Annotated in this window: 11 protein-coding genes; 7 read left to right on the top strand and 4 right to left on the bottom strand. The window is 68.7% G+C overall.

Annotation, left to right across the window (positions count from 1 at the left end; all coding sequences use genetic code 11):
* Nucleotides 1-51: 51 nt before the first annotated feature.
* A complete protein-coding gene (locus A5756_RS13380; protein ID WP_066952960.1) occupies nucleotides 52-1293 on the top strand; it encodes an MFS transporter in 1242 nt (413 codons plus the stop codon).
* A 4-nt stretch (nucleotides 1294-1297) separates the two neighbouring features.
* Here A5756_RS13380 and A5756_RS26250 read toward each other — a convergent pair whose 3' ends face one another.
* A complete protein-coding gene (locus A5756_RS26250) occupies nucleotides 1298-1894 on the bottom strand; it encodes an SHOCT domain-containing protein (RefSeq protein WP_066952958.1) in 597 nt (198 codons plus the stop codon).
* 65 nt (nucleotides 1895-1959) lie between these two features.
* Between A5756_RS26250 and A5756_RS13370 the strand changes: the two genes are divergently transcribed.
* The 3 genes from A5756_RS13370 (at nucleotide 1960) to A5756_RS13360 (ending at nucleotide 5265) form a co-directional block, all read left to right on the top strand.
* Complete coding sequence (locus A5756_RS13370) at nucleotides 1960-3327, top strand: FAD-binding oxidoreductase (protein ID WP_066952956.1); 1368 nt, start codon at nucleotides 1960-1962, stop codon at nucleotides 3325-3327.
* Between the two features lie 118 nt (nucleotides 3328-3445).
* Entirely contained in the window at nucleotides 3446-4687 is a 1242-nt protein-coding gene (locus A5756_RS13365; RefSeq protein WP_197505771.1) for a cytochrome P450, read from the top strand.
* Nucleotides 4687-5265 (top strand): TetR/AcrR family transcriptional regulator, encoded by a 579-nt coding sequence (locus tag A5756_RS13360; protein WP_066952953.1) that lies wholly within the window; start codon nucleotides 4687-4689, stop codon nucleotides 5263-5265. Before A5756_RS13365 ends, A5756_RS13360 begins: the two co-directional genes overlap by 1 nt.
* A gap of 40 nt (nucleotides 5266-5305) precedes the next feature.
* Here A5756_RS13360 and A5756_RS13355 read toward each other — a convergent pair whose 3' ends face one another.
* Nucleotides 5306-6445, bottom strand: coding sequence for an acyltransferase (locus A5756_RS13355; RefSeq protein ID WP_066952951.1), 1140 nt, complete (start codon nucleotides 6443-6445; stop codon nucleotides 5306-5308).
* The gene (locus A5756_RS13350) at nucleotides 6442-8142 is read right to left on the bottom strand and encodes a DEAD/DEAH box helicase (RefSeq protein WP_066952949.1); all 1701 of its coding nucleotides are present in this window, start codon (nucleotides 8140-8142) and stop codon (nucleotides 6442-6444) included. The genes A5756_RS13355 and A5756_RS13350 overlap by 4 nt, the downstream gene beginning before the upstream one ends.
* 211 nt (nucleotides 8143-8353) lie before the next feature.
* Here A5756_RS13350 and A5756_RS13345 point away from each other — a divergent pair, with 211 nt between their 5' ends.
* Both A5756_RS13345 and A5756_RS13340 read left to right on the top strand, forming a co-directional pair.
* Entirely contained in the window at nucleotides 8354-8950 is a 597-nt protein-coding gene (locus A5756_RS13345) for an LppP/LprE family lipoprotein (protein WP_066952947.1), read from the top strand.
* A gap of 40 nt (nucleotides 8951-8990) precedes the next feature.
* Nucleotides 8991-12398 carry a TM0106 family RecB-like putative nuclease gene (locus A5756_RS13340; protein ID WP_066952945.1) on the top strand — a complete coding sequence of 1136 codons (3408 nt, stop codon included), beginning with the start codon at nucleotides 8991-8993 and terminating at the stop codon, nucleotides 12396-12398.
* Between the two features lie 14 nt (nucleotides 12399-12412).
* Here the strand turns inward: A5756_RS13340 and A5756_RS13335 are convergent, their stop codons facing one another.
* A complete protein-coding gene (locus A5756_RS13335; protein ID WP_082960029.1) occupies nucleotides 12413-14380 on the bottom strand; it encodes an MFS transporter in 1968 nt (655 codons plus the stop codon).
* A 212-nt stretch (nucleotides 14381-14592) separates the two neighbouring features.
* Here A5756_RS13335 and A5756_RS13330 point away from each other — a divergent pair, with 212 nt between their 5' ends.
* Nucleotides 14593-15372: a hypothetical protein gene (locus A5756_RS13330; RefSeq protein WP_066952941.1), complete on the top strand. Its 780-nt coding sequence runs from the start codon at nucleotides 14593-14595 to the stop codon at nucleotides 15370-15372.
* Nucleotides 15373-15402 lie beyond the last annotated feature (30 nt).

The following is a 15402-nucleotide window of genomic DNA, read 5'->3' as shown; positions in this document are numbered from 1 at the left end:
ACTCGGTGGTCTCGCCGCAAATCAACGGCTAAATTCTGCCCGGGATATTTCATGAGCCATACGAGCCGCGGCCCGGCGCTTCTCATCTTGTCCGCCACGCTGATGGCGACGGCCGGTACCGGCATCTCGGTGATCGCGTTTCCATGGCTGGCGTTGCAGCATCATGACCGCGCGCGCGACGCGTCGATCGTGGCCGCGGCCATGACGCTGCCACTGGTGCTGTCCACCCTGGTCGCCGGCTCCGCGGTCGACTTCTTCGGGCGGCGCCGGATTTCGCTCGTTTCCGACTCGCTCTCCGGCGCGGCGGTGAGCGCCGTCCCGCTGATCACCTGGGTGTTCGGCGTCGACGCGATCAACGTCGCCGAGCTGGCCGGATTGGCCTTCTGCGCGGCGGCCTTCGACCCCGCGGGGACCACGGCGCGCCAGTCGATGCTGCCCGAGGCCGCCGCCCGCGCGGGCTGGTCGCTGGACCGCACCAACGGCCTCTACGAGGCGATCCTCAACCTTGGTTTCATGGTGGGCCCCGGCATCGGCGGCCTGATGATCGCCACGGTCGGCGGCGTCGACACCATGTGGGTCACGGCGGGTTGTTTCGGGTTGTCGTTGTTGGCGATTGGTGCGCTGCGGCTCGAAGGCACCGGCAAGCCCCACCACGCGACCCGCCCCGGCGGGTTGGTGTCCGGCATCGTCGAGGGCCTGCGGTTCGTCTGGACTCTGCGGGTGCTCCGGACGCTCGGCCTGATCGACCTGGCCGTCACCGCGTTGTACCTGCCGATGGAAAGCGTGCTCTTCCCAAAGTATTTCGCCGAGCAGGACCAGCCTGCGGAGTTGGGTTGGGCGCTGATGGCCCTCGCGGTCGGTGGCGTGGCGGGCGCGCTGGGCTATACGGCGCTCTCGAAATACACCCGGCGGCGTACGGCCGTTCTGACGGCGACCCTGACCTTTGGCGCGGCGACGGTGGGCATCGCGTTCCTGCCGCCGCTGCCGGTGATCTTGGTGCTCTGCGCGGTGACCGGCCTGGTCTACGGGCCGATCCAGCCCATCTACAACTACGTCATGCAGACCCGCGCGCCTCATCATCTGCGCGGCAGGGTGGTCGGGGTGATGGCGGGGCTGACCTACGCCGCCGGGCCGTTGGGCCTGCTGGTGGCCGGTCCGCTCGCCGACGCCGCCGGGTTGAACGTCACCTTCCTGGCGCTCGCGGTGCCGATTCTGCTGATCGGGTTGTTGGCCATCCGGCTGCCGTCGTTGCGGGAGTTGGACTTGGAGGCAAGTCGGCAGTCGCCGCTGTGATCCGTCAGTCGCCGAGGATCTTGCGCTTTTGCTGCTCGAATTCCTCATCGGTGAGCAATCCCCGGTCTTTCAGCGCGGCCAGCCGCTCGAGCCGCTCGATCGGGTCCGCAGCCTGTTGGGTCTGCGCCGCCTGCATGGCGCCGAGCGCCTGCTGCTGCATCTCGGCTCCGCGCCGCATCATCTCATCCCGGAATGCGGTCGGATCGGCAATGGCTTGGCGGATGACATCGGCCATCGGCATACCCATGACCTGAGCGCCCGCCAGGTCGGGACGGGCCGAGGTCACGGCGTCGATTGCCACATCGGCCGTGGCGGCCGGCTGGCGGTCCATTTGGATGCGGCTGTGGTCCTTCGGGTCGTAGAGCACCGGCAGTCTCATGCCCGGACGCGGTGGGCTCAACTGAGGTAGCAGCGCGGTGAGGCTGGCCTCGAACGGCGGTTCGGCGTCCGGCGTGACCCGCAGCAGCAGCTTCCAACGAACTTCGGTGTTGCCAACCAGGTTCGGGTTGCCGATCGTGACGGAAATCGCCGACTGCTCGGCGGCGAGGACCTCCGCAAACGCACGGATGCCGACTTTGCTGAGATCTCGCCGTCCGAACATCTCTGACCCGCCTTTCGCCAGAATCGCTCAACTGTACAGCGCCCCCCGGCCCGTAGGATCGGTCCGTGACCGCTGATGTCCTGGCCGAGCTCATCGCCGGCCTGCCCGACGGCATGATCGTCACCGACCCGACCGTGACCGAGGGCTACCGCCAGGACCGCGCCTTCGACCCGTCGGCCGGCAAACCGTTGGCCGTGGTCCGGCCGCGGCGCACCGAAGACGTGCAAACCGTGTTGCGCTGGGCGTGTGCTCATTCGGTCCCGGTGGTGACCCGGGGCGCCGGCAGCGGCCTGTCCGGTGGGGCCACGGCGCTGGACAACGGAATCGTCCTGTCGACGGAGAAGATGCGCGACATCACCGTCGACCCGGTCACCCGCACCGCGGTATGCCAGCCGGGTTTGTTCAACGCCGAGGTCAAGAAGGCCGCCGCCGAGCACGGCCTGTGGTATCCCCCCGATCCGTCGTCCTTCGAGATCTGCAGCATCGGCGGCAACATCGCCACCAACGCCGGCGGCCTGTGCTGCGTCAAGTACGGCGTCACCACCGACTACGTGCTGGGGATGCAGGTGGTGCTGGCCGACGGCACGGCGGTCCGACTCGGCGGCCCAAGGCTCAAGGACGTCGCGGGGCTGTCGCTGACGAAGCTTTTCGTCGGCAGCGAAGGCACCCTGGGCGTCGTCACCGAGGTAACGCTGCGCCTGGTGCCCAAGCAGAACGCGTCCAGCATCGTGGTGGCCTCTTTCGCGACGGTCGAGGCGGCCGTCGAAGCGGTGCTCGGGGTCACCGCGCGGTTGCGCCCGTCGATGCTGGAGTTCATGGATTCGGTGGCCATCAACGCCGTCGAGGACACCTTGCGCATGGACCTGGACCGGGGGGCGGCCGCGATGCTGGAGGCCGGGTCCGACGAAAGGGGGCGCGCGGGCTCAGAAGACGCTTCGGTGATAGCCGCGGTGTTCGCGGAATGTGGTGCGGCGGAGGTATTTTCGACCGACGACCCCGACGAGGGCGAGGCGTTCGTCGCTGCCCGCAGGTTCTGCATCCCCGCGGTGGAGGCGAAGGGATCGCTACTGCTCGAGGATGTCGGGGTCCCGCTCCCGGCGCTGGGCCAGCTGGTCACCGGCATCGCGGACATCGCGGCCGAGCGTGACCTGACGATCTCGGTGATCGCCCACGCCGGCGACGGCAACACCCACCCGTTGATCGTGTACGACCCCGGGGATGCCGCGATGACCGAGCGGGCCCATCTCGCGTTCGGCGAGATCATGGATTTGGCCGTCGGCCTCGGCGGGACGATCACCGGCGAGCACGGCGTCGGCCGGTTGAAGCGGCCGTGGCTGGCCGGCTACCTCGGGCCCGAGGTGATGGACCTCAACCGGCGGATCAAGCAGGCCTTGGACCCACGGGGCATCCTCAACCCGGGCGCGGCGATCTAGGGCTTTGTATCTACTCGAGTGTGCGGCTGGCCGCACACTCGGTGCTCAGCGTGCGGCTAGGCGCACACTCGCCGGCGACCGCGTTGACATTCTGGCCTGAGTGTCGTACGAATGAGACATGTCCCCGGTTATGTCTCGTAACGCGCCGGTCAAGTTCGAGCTGGCGACCGCCGACACCTGGCGGGATCCGTGGCCGATGTACCGCGCGCTCCGCGACCAGGATCCGGTGCACCACGTCGTGCCGGCCAAGCGGCCCGACCACGACTACTACGTGCTGTCCCGGCACGCCGACGTGTGGGCCGCCGCCCGCGACCATGAGACGTTTTCCTCCGCGCAGGGATTGACTGTCAATTACGGCGACCTGGAAATGATTGGGCTGCAGGACAACCCACCGTTCGTCATGCAGGATCCGCCGGTGCACACCGAGTTTCGGAAACTCGTATCGCGCGGCTTCACGCCACGACAGGTGGAGGCGGTGGAGTCCAAGGTGCGCGAGTTCGTCGTCGAGCGCATCGAGCGGCTGCGCGCGAACGGCGGCGGCGACATCGTCACCGAGTTGTTCAAACCCCTGCCGTCGATGGTGGTCGCGCGCTACCTCGGTGTCCCCGAGGAAGATCGGGCGCAATTCGATGGATGGACCGACGTGATCGTCGCGGCCAACACCGTTGAGGGCGGCGTCGCCGGTGCGCTGGAAACGGTCGGTGATGCCGTCGGGTCGATGATGGCCTACTTCACCGCCTTGATCGAGCGCCGTCGGACCGAGCCCGAAGACGACACCATCTCGCACCTGGTGGCCGCCGGCGTGGGCGCCGACGGTGATATCGCCGGCACGCTGTCGGTGCTGGCGTTCACGTTCACCATGGTCACCGGCGGCAACGACACCACCACTGGAATGCTCGGCGGCTCAATGCCTTTGCTGCATCAACGCCCCGACCAGCGCCGGCTGCTTGCCGACGATCTCGGGCTGATCCCCGACGCGGTCGAGGAGCTGCTCAGGCTGACCTCGCCGGTGCAGGGATTGGCCCGCACGACCACCCGCGACGTGACGATCGGCGACACCACCATCCCCGCCGGTCGCAAAGTTTTCCTGCTGTACGGGTCGGCCAACCGCGACGAGCGCCAATATGGTCCGGACGCCGGCGAACTCGACGTGACGCGACGCCCGCGCAACATCATGACCTTCAGCCACGGTGCGCACCACTGCCTTGGCGCGGCGGCGGCGCGCATGCAATCCCGGGTCGCCCTGACCGAACTGCTCACCCGCTGCCCGGATTTCGAGGTCGACGAGTCCGCGGTCGTCTGGTCGGGGGGAAGCTACGTGCGGCGCCCGCTGTCGGTACCGATGCGGGTGAAGCGCTGATGCCGAACGACTGGCTGGGCACGCACCGCACCGAAGCGGCCGCGGACCGGATCCTCGACGCGGCCGAGCAGCTTTATACCGAGCGCGACCAGGCGTCGATCGGCATGAACGACATCGCCAGGGCCGCCGGCTGTTCCCGCGCCACGCTGTACCGGTACTTCGAGAACCGCGAGGCGCTGCGAACCGCCTACGTACACCGCGAAACCCGTCGGCTCAGCCGCGCGATCAAGGAGCGGATCGGCGGCATCGACGATCCCCGGGAACGGCTCGTCGCGAGCATCACCGCCACGCTGCGGATGGTTCGCGGCAGCCGCGCGTTGGCGTCGTGGTTCGCCATCACCCGGCCGCCGATCGGCGCCGAGGTGGCCGGGCAGTCCGAGGTGATCACCGCCCTGGCGGCCGCGTTCGTCGGCTCACTCGGGCCCGAAGATCCCGCCGTGGTGGAACGCCGGGCACGTTGGGTGGTGCGAGTGATCACTTCACTGCTGCAGTTCCCGGGCCGAGACGACGCCGACGAGCGGGCGATGATCGAAGAGTTCGTCGTGCCGATCGTGACACCGGTTCCCGCCCGGAGTTAGGCGCCCGTTTCACCAGACCGGGCCCCAACGACCCGGGCGCTCAGGTTCGCACGCGCGTGAAGCGGTGCAGCAGCCAGGCCAAGGGGATGGTCAGCGCCATCGTCGCGACGAACAGGCCCAGCATCGAACCGGTGTACACGTGGGCGCGGACGATGTACACCATGGCGAATTCCATGGTGATCAAGTGGATGAGGAAGATTTCGTAGGAGATCTCCCCCAGCCACACCATCGGCCGCGTCGCCAGCATCCGCCAGTACCAGCCCTGGTCCCCCAGGGCCAGCGGCGCCACCGCGAGCGCGGCGATCACGGCATAGAAACAAGTCTTGAACAGGGCCTCGCTCAGCGTCGCCGGCGACGTGGTGGGCGCGCCGGCGATGGGAGTCGAGACGATGAAGTAGCAGATCGTGGCGAGCGGTATGGCCACGAACGCGTACCCGCGCACGCCCATCGCCTGCAGCACGGCCAGCAGCATCCCGGCGAGGAACCAGGCCAGATAGGTGGGCAGCCAGAGCCGCGCGCCGTCGGGGAACCAGTGATCGGTGTGCACGAGGATCAGCCACGCCGGGCTGATCAGCGTCAGCGCGGCCAGCGCGCCCAGCAGCAGCCTCGGCTGCCACCGCCGCCGGCAGACGAGCACCAACAGCAGGTATGCCAGCAACGGAAGCAGCACGTAGAAGGAAGCCTCCACCGCGAGGCTCCACATCTGGGTCAGGCCCTGATGCAGGTACTTCCCCAGGTAGCCGTTGCAGTAGATCTGCGTCAGCGTCAGGTTGCGCGCCAGGCCGAGCCATGTGTGCCCGGGGTTGGGTCCCGCCTCGCGGAAGTGGTACAGCACGTAAGCGAACAGCACGGTGATGACGTAGGCCGGCATGATGCGCCGAACCCGATGCCACGCATAGCGACTCAGCGACGGTGGCGGCCCGCCGGTGGCCGCTGATTTCAACCACGGCCGGAACAGCAGGAAGCCGGAGAGCACGAAAAAGATCGGCACGCCGATCTCCATCCGGGAGCCGACCAGGCCCCAATAACCGTGGGTGTACTTGCCGGTGGTGTAGGCCGCGTGGGTGCCGACGACGAGAAGTGCGGCGACGGCACGGATTCCGGTCAGGGAGGCGACCCGGTCGACGTGGGCGGTCTGCTCGAGTCCGCCCTGGGCGTCTTGTTCTTCGGACAGGGTCATCCGGTGTGTTTCCTGCGCGGCTTTCCGCCATCCCGGCTGCGTGGCTTGGTCGCCGAACGGTCCGGCTGAAGGTTGATCAGCACTCCCGAAATGCGGGTGTGCTCGAGCTTTTTCAGGGTCGACGTCGGCAGCTTGGCCGGCAACTCCACCAGCGAGAAGTCCGGGCCGATCGCGATGTGGCCGAAATCGCTGCGATGCAGGCCGCCCTCGTTGGCGATGGCACCGACGATGGAGCCGGGGCCGATCTTGTGCCGCTTGCCCACCGCGATGCGGTAAGTGGTGAAGGGTCTGGTCTGTCTTGGCTTTTCGGGACGCTCCCGATGTTCGGTGTGCCGCTCGCGCCGCTCGCGCGGCGGCTCGGGCGACATGAGGAATTCTTCGCCATCGCGGGACTGCAGCGCCAGGGCCGCGGCTATGTCGGCCAGCGGGACATCATGCTCGCGTTCGTAGTCCTCGACCAGCTTGCGGAACAGCTCGATTCCCGGACGGCCCAGCGCGTTGGTGATGGAATCGGCGAACTTCGCCACCCGCTGGGCATTGACGTCCTCGACGGTGGGCAGCTCGGCCTCGGTGAGCGTTTGCCGAGTCGCCTTCTCGATCGCCTTGAGCAGGTGGCGCTCCCGCGGGGAGACGAACAGCAGCGCGGTCCCCGAGCGGCCGGCCCGGCCGGTGCGTCCGATGCGGTGCACGTAGGACTCGGTGTCGTGCGGGATGTCGTAGTTGAGGACGTGCGATATCCGCTCCACATCCAGCCCGCGTGCGGCCACGTCGGTGGCGACCAGGATGTCGATGCCACCGTCCTTCAGCGCGGCGACGGTCCGCTCCCGCTGGCCCTGAGGAATGTCCCCGTTGATGGCGGCCGCGGAAAAGCCTCGGGCCCTTAGTTTTTCCGCGACTTCTTCGGTAGCCTGCTTGGTGCGCACGAAGACGATCATCGCCTCGAACGGCTCGACTTCCAGCACCCGGGTCAGCGCGTCCATCTTTCGCGGACCGGCGACCTGGATGTAGCGCTGTGAAATGTTCTCCGCGGTAGCGGTTTTCGCCTTGGTGGAGACCTCGAGCGGATCGTGCAGGTACTTGGTGGTGAGCTTGCGGATCGCCGCCGGCATGGTCGCCGAGAAGAGGGCGACCTGTTTGTACTCGGGGGTGTCGGCCAAGATGCGTTCGACGTCCTCGGCGAAGCCCATGGTGAGCATCTCGTCGGCCTCGTCAAGCACCAGGTAGTCGACGTGCGACAGGTCCAGCGTCCCGCGTTCGAGATGGTCGATGACCCGGCCGGGGGTGCCGACCACCACCTGGGCGCCGCGCCGCAGCCCGGCCAGCTGAACCGTGTAGGAGGAACCGCCGTAGATCGGCAGCACGTTGATCTTCGGCAGGTGGGCCCCGTAACGGCTGAACGCCTCGGCCACCTGCAGCGCCAGCTCCCGGGTGGGGGCCAGCACCAGCGCCTGAGTCGCCCTGCTGGCGGCGTCGATCTTGGACAGGATCGGGATCGCGAACGCCGCGGTCTTGCCGGTGCCGGTCTGCGCGAGCCCGACGACGTCCGAGCCCTCCATCAGCGCCGGAATCGTCGCGGCTTGGATGCCCGTGGGTGACTCGTAGCCGACGTCGGCGATCGCCCGCAGGACCGAGGGATGGATCTGCAGGTCGGCAAACGTCGGAGAGGCAGCCTCAGGCGAGGTGTCCGGGAGGGTCATCGTCCAAGGAGTCTAGTGGTGATCGCGAGCTCAGCGGGAGCTGAGCGCTGCGGGTCACCACCATCGGGCCCCGTGGTGATCGCGAGCTCAGCGGGAGCTGAGCGCTGCGGGTCACCACCATCGGGCCCCGATCGCGAGGCCCCGTGATCATGAGCACAGCCGCGCCGGGCCCGGCCATGCCTGTCACACCTGCGCGCGCGATGACGGTACGGTGCGCGATGTGTGGTCGATACCCCGCCGTACCGAGCCACTGACCGGCTCGGCCGCTCTCGCGTTGATCGCCATGACGTTGACCGGCTGTGGTTCGGGAGACTCCACGGTCGCGAAGACGCCGCAGGCTACGACGACTACGGACACCCCGTCCATCACCGCCCCGGCTCAGCCCTCCGGCGCCGCCGCACCGCCCGGCAGCACCGCGCCGGCGGACCCATGCGCGATCAACCTCGCCTCCCCCACGATCGCGAAGGTGGTCTCTGAGCTCCCGCGCGACCCGCGCAGCCAGCAAGGCTGGAACCCCGAGCCACTGGCCGGCAACTACAACCAGTGCGCCCAGCTGTCGGCGGTGATCATCAAGGCCAATACCAACGCCGTCAATCCCACCACCCGGGCGGTGCTGTTCCATCTCGGGCAGTTCATCCCGCAGGGGGTCCCCGACACCTACGGGTTCAATGGCATCGACGCGTCGCAAACCACCGGCGACACGGTGGCGCTGACCTACCCCAGCGGCATCAACGGGTTGAACACCGATGTGCGATTCCACTGGAACGGCAACGGCGTGGAGCTGATCGGTAACGCACCGGGTCACTGAGCCTCCGTTTCCGTCAGTCCCCTCACCTACAGTTGCTGCTGTGTTCGTCACCGGCGACAGCATCGTGTACAGCGCGTCGGACCTCGCCGCCGCAGCCCGCTGCGAGTACGCCCTGTTGCGGGATTTCGACGCGAAGCTGGGCCGGGGACCCGCCGCCACGGTCGAGGATGATTTGCTCGCGCGGACCGCGGTCCTCGGGAACGAGCACGAGCGACGCGAATTGGACCGGCTACGCGAGAAGTTCGGTGATGGCGTTGCGGTCATCGGCCGCCCGGCCTACACGCTCGCCGGCCTCGCGGCGGCCGCCGAGGCAACCCGGCGCGCCATCGCCGGCGGCGCGCCCGCGGTGTATCAAGCCGCCATGTTCGACGGCCGCTTCCTCGGCTTCGCCGACTTTTTGGTGCGAGACGACGAGCACTACCGAGTGATCGACACCAAGCTGGCCCGTTCGGCCAACGTCACCGCGCTGCTCCAGCTGGCCGCCTACGCCGACGCGCTGGCCGCCTCCGGTGTGCCGGTGGCCCCCGAGGCCGAACTGCACCTGGGCGACGGGACGGCGGCGCGCTACCGCGTCCGCGACCTCGTTCCCGTCTACCGCTCCCAGCGCGCCCGATTGCAGCGGCTCCTGGACGAGCACCACGCCGGGGGCGCCGCGGTTCGCTGGGATGACGAGGGCGTGGGCGCCTGCTTGCGTTGCCCGTTGTGCACCGGGCAACTGCGGGCCACCGACGACCTGCTGCTGGTCGCCGGCATGCGAGTGGGCCAGCGGGACAAGTTGATCGACGCCGGAATCACCACGGTGTCCGAGCTCGCCCGGCACACCGGCCCGGTACCGGAGATCGCGTCCGGCACACTCGGCAAACTGACCGCCCAGGCGAGCCTTCAAGTTCGCCAACGCGAAACCGGCACACCGCTTTTCGAGATCGTCGACCCGCAGCCGCTGACGCTGCTACCCGAACCGGACCCGGGCGACCTGTTCTTCGACTTCGAGGGCGACCCGCTGTGGACCGTCGACGGACGGGAGTGGGGTTTGGAATACCTGTTCGGCGTCCTGGAAGCGGGGCCGGCCGGCGGCTTTCGCCCCTTATGGGCGCACAACCGGGTGGACGAACGCAAGGCCCTGACCGATTTCCTGGCGATGGTGGCCAAGCGCCGCAAGCGCCGTCCGAACATGCACATCTACCACTACGCGCCGTACGAGAAGACCGCGCTGCTGAAGCTCGCCGGCCGCTACGGGGCCGGCGAGGACCAGGTTGACGAATTGCTGCGCAGCGGAACGCTCGTAGACCTTTACCCGTTGGTACGCAAGAGTATTCGCGTGGGCGCGGAATCGTTCAGCCTGAAGGCGCTGGAACCGCTCTACATGGGAGCGCAGCTGCGGGCCGGCGACGTGACCACGGCCACCGGTTCGATCACCTCCTACGCGCGGTACTGCGAACTGCAGGCCGACGGCCGACGCGACGAGGCCGCCTCCGTGCTCAAGGAGATCGAGGACTACAACCACTACGACTGCCGCTCGACCCAGGAACTGCGTAACTGGTTGATGTTGCGCGCCTACGAATCCGGCGTCGTACCGGTCGGCGCCCAGCCCGTGCGGGGCGGCAACACCGTCGAGGACCACGACCAGTTGGCGGTGACCTTGTCGGGGTTCACCGGTGACCCCGCCATCGGTGAGCGCACTCCCGAGCAGACGGCGGTCGCACTGCTGGCCGCGGCGCGCGGCTACCACCGGCGCGAGGACAAACCGTTCTGGTGGGCCCACTTTGACCGGCTGAACTTCCCCGTCGAGGAATGGGCGGACAACACCGACGTCTTCATCGCGGAGAACGCGTCGCTTGCCGTCGACTGGAACACGCCGCCCCGCGCGCGCAAGCGGCAGCGACGGGTCCGACTGCGCGGTGAGCTGGCACGCGGGGAGCTGGTGGCCGACGTCTTCGCGCTCTACGACCCGCCGGCCCCACCGGGGATGTCCGACGATCCCGACCGGCGGGCGGCCGGACGCGCCACTGTCGTCGAGGCCGACGACCCGGCGCTGCCCACCGAGGTGACCATCGTTGAGCGAGTGGGCAACGACGGCAAGCCATTCCACCAACTCCCGTTCGCGCTCACCCCGGGCCCGCCGATTCCGACGACCGCACTGCGCGAATCGATCGAAACGACGGCCACCGCCGTGGCGGCCGGCTTGCCGCAGCTACCCCGCAACGCCGTCGCCGACATCCTGCTGCGCCGCGCGCCCCGCACGCTCAGCGGGACCGCGCCGCCGCGTGGCACCGACACCGCAGCCGACATCGCCGCCGCGGTACTGGATTTGGATTCGTCGTACCTGGCAGTGCATGGACCGCCGGGCACCGGCAAAACACATACCGCCGCCCGCGTGATCCAGCGCCTGGTCACCGTCCACGGCTGGCGCGTCGGCGTGGTCGCGCAGTCGCATGCCGCGGTGGAGAACCTGTTGGACTGCGTCATCGACGCCGGGCTGGAGCCGGCGCGGGTGGCGAAGAAACGCAATGACCACAACGCCCCGCGCTGGCAGGAGATCGACGGCGGCGCTTACGCCAGTTTCATCGCTGACACCGCGGGCTGCGTGGTGGGCGGAACCGCATGGGATTTCGCCAACGCCAATCGGGTCCCGCGCGACAGCCTGGACCTGCTGGTGATCGACGAGGCGGGCCAATTCTGTCTGGCCAACACCATCGCCGTGGCGCCGGCCGCGGCGAACCTGTTGCTGCTCGGCGACCCCCAGCAGCTGCCGCAGGTCAGCCAGGGAACCCATCCCGACCCGGTTGACACGTCCGCCCTCGACTGGCTGGTGGACGGCCAGCGCACGCTGCCCGACGAACGGGGCTATTTCCTGGACCTGTCGTACCGGATGCACCCGGCGGTGTGCGCCGCGGTGTCCGCCCTGTCCTACGAGGGCAGGCTGCGTTCCCACGAGTGCACCGCCGCCCGACGCCTGGCCGGATACCGGCCCGGCGTCCGGACGCTCACCGTCGGGCACCACGGCAACTCGACGGAGAGCCCCGAGGAGGCGGAAGCGATCGCCGCCGAGATCGATCGACTGCTCGGAACACCGTGGACCGATGAGCACGGCACCCGGCCCCTGACCGCTTCCGACGTGTTGGTGCTGGCGCCCTACAACGCCCAGGTGGCGCTGCTGCGCCGCCGGTTGACCGCCGGCGGGCTCGGCGAGGCCCGGGTTGGCACGGTCGACAAGTTCCAGGGCGGGCAGGCGCCGGTGGTGTTCATCTCGATGACGGCCTCTTCCGCGGACGTGGTGCCGCGCGGAATGTCGTTCCTGCTCAACAGGAACCGGCTCAACGTCGCCATCAGCCGGGCTCAGTATGCGGCGGTTATCGTGCGCTCGGGGTCGCTGACCGAGTACCTGCCCACCACGCCCGCGGGGTTGATCGACCTGGGCGCATTTCTGGCGCTGACGCAGCGGACGTGACAACCGGCCCGGGCCTAGTTGCCGGACGAGTGGCGACCGTAACCGGTCGGGTCTTCGTCGGCATCGCGGCGGTGCCGATGACCGCGCGCCGAGCCGTTCTGCGGCCGCGGGGGCGGCGGCGCGGGCCGATCGCGGGGGGCGGACCGGTAGGCGCGCGCAGACAGTTCGGTTACCGGACGGAACCGCTGACGGGCGTCGACATGGGAGCCGTTGTGCGCGAAACCGATTGGGCCACCGTTCGGAACGGGGTCGTCGCGCCGGCTGTGCCATGCCGACGGCGGGCGCGGGCGGGCGGGACGATCGGCCGGAGTCCCGGCACCGCTTGCGCGCCCGTACGCCGCGCGCGATGCGGGGGCGGCCTCCGGTTCACCAAGGATGAATTCGACGTAGTCGTCGTCGTCATAATCATCGCCAACCAAATCGCCCACCCCGGGCGGCCCGCCGGCCGCGGCCGACGGAACGTAACCGATCAAGAACAAGGCGGCCAAGATCCCGAACAGCGCAATGAACGCGGGCAACAGCACCGATTGCGACATGGCGGCCGCGAACGGGTCGCGCAGGAACTCGGGCAGTTGCAGCGTGGCGGGCGCCTCCTCGCCGACACCGCCGGACGGCTGCGGCGGCATCTCGGCGCCGATCCGTGCGGTCATGAACGCGGCCATGCCGGCGCTTCCGAGCACCGCGCCGAGCTGGCGGACGGAGTTGTACACGGCGGAGCCCGCGCCGGCCAGGCGCGGCGGCAGGTTGCGCGTCGCGGTGGCGGTCAGCGGCGACCACACGAACGCCATCCCGACGCCCGACGCAAAGAACGGCAACACCAGCCGCCAGATCGGCGTCGCCGGTGACATCTCGAAGGTGAGCCAGGTCAGCGCTATCGCCAGCACCGAGAAGCCGAACCCGAGGACCGGCCGTGGATGGTATTTGTCGACCATCCTGCCGACGAACGGGGCGAACACACCGTTGGCGATCGCCATCGGCGCGATCAGCAGGGCCGAGCGCGTCGGCGACAGCCCGCACACGGCCTGCGCGTAGAACGTCAGCGGCAGCATCATCGCCGTCGCGGCGAACGAGACGATGGCCACCCCGACGTTGCACAGGCCGAAGTCGCGGTCGCGGAAGATCACCAGGGGAATCAGCGGCTCGTCGGTGTTCATCGACTGCCAGAACGCGAACACCGTCATGAACCCGGCTCCGGCGACCAGCATCGCCCAGATCCACGGCTGCCAGTGCGCGGCCTGGCCCTGTTGCAGCCCGAACACGATCAGGAAGATCCCCACGCCGGACAGCGCGACGCCGACCACGTCGAACCGGTGCGACTGGGTGGGCAGCACCGGCACCAGCCAGTACGCCAGCGCGAGCCCGGCCACGCCGATGGGGACGTTGACGAAGAAGATCCACTGCCACCCCAGCCCGTCGACCAGCACGCCGCCGGCCAGCGGGCCCACCAGGCTGGCGACCCCGGCGGTGGCTCCCCAAAGGCTCACCGCGACGCCGCGCCGCTCCGCCGGGAAGATCCGGGTGATCGTCGACAAGGTCTGCGGGGTGAGCACCCCGGCGCCGACTCCCTGCACCACCCGGGCGGCGATCAGCATGGCGGCGCTGCCCGACAGCCCGCACCACACCGAGGCGACGGTGAACACCACCAGACCGATCAGGTACAGGTTCTTGGGGCCGAATCGGTCACCGAGCCGCCCGGCCACCAGCAACACGACCGCATAACCCAGCAGGTAGGCGCTGGTTACCCAGACCACGGTGTCGTAGCCGATGTGCAACTTGGTCATGATCGTCGGGTTCGCGATGGCGACGATGGTCGAGTCGACCATGATCATGAAAAAGCCGATCATCATCGCCCAGAGCGCGTTCCAGGGCTTCTGGGATTGCGGGGAATTCTGGGTGAGGAAGTTCCAGCGCTTGGTGAGGTGGGCTGGGTTCGGCGCAGCGCGCCGGGTCATCCCGGACGACGGAGGCGTCGCCGCGGTCATCTACCCACCTCGTTTCAGCTTCCGTGGATGGCCGGCTGCACGGGGCCGTCTCGTCGGCGGGCCCGGACCGTCACGGACATCCAGCCTGCATTATGGCCGCTGACGCAATTGAGGGCAGCGACTGACCCGATCCGGGTACATCACGCGAAGGTTTCGTGCGTTCTGCAGCGCGCAGGTTAGCCTGGTAGGACGCCATTTGCAGGAGAGGCAAGATGCGGGCCCGACGGAAGCGGTCTTCGAACCGGTTTTTTAGCATGTCGCACGCGGAGCAGGCGCCGACGCCCACCAACGGCCGGCCCAAGACGTCCGCGCGGGCTTTGGCCCAGGTCATCGAGCGGAGCTCGCGGATCCAAGGACCGGCGGCCGAGGCCTATGTGTCCCGGCTGCGCAACGCGCACCCGAGCAGCAGCCCGGCCGACATCCTCGCCAAGCTGCAGAAGCGCTACGTGGGCATGGTGACGGCCAGCGGCATGGCGGTGGGCGCGGCGGCGACGATCCCCGGCATCGGCACCTTGAGCGCGCTGTCTGCCGCCGCGGCGGAAACGGTGACGTTCCTGGAGGCCACCGCGTTCTTCGTGTTGGCCGTCGCGGTGGTCTACGACATCCCCGCCGATCACCGGGAACGCCGCCGCGCCCTGGTGCTGTCGGTGCTAGTCGGCGATAACAGTAAGGAAGCGGTCACCCAACTGTTCGGCCCGAGCCGCACCAACGGTGGCTGGATTTCCGAGAGCGTGGCCGCCGTGCCACTGTCGTCGATCTCAGGGCTGAACTCGCGATTATTCAAGTCGTGGGTCAAGCGGTACGCGCTGCGGCGCGGCGCCCTGGTGTTCGGCAAACTGCTCCCGGTGGGCATCGGGGTCGTCGTCGGGGCCGTGGGCAACTACTTCGCGGGCAAGAAGATCGTCCGCAATGCCGACCGGGCATTCGGCGCCGCGCCCGTGCGGTGGCCGCGCGCCCTGCACCTGGTGCCGCCGTTCCACGAAGCCGGCTAGCGCCCCCTCCGGACCCCGTCTCCCTGGCGA

It is taken from the genome of Mycobacterium sp. 852002-53434_SCH5985345, assembly GCF_001667155.1.
Lineage (GTDB): Bacteria > Actinomycetota > Actinomycetes > Mycobacteriales > Mycobacteriaceae > Mycobacterium.
Note: the sequence above shows the minus strand (reverse complement) of the source record. Positions and strands in the feature narration are given on the sequence as shown.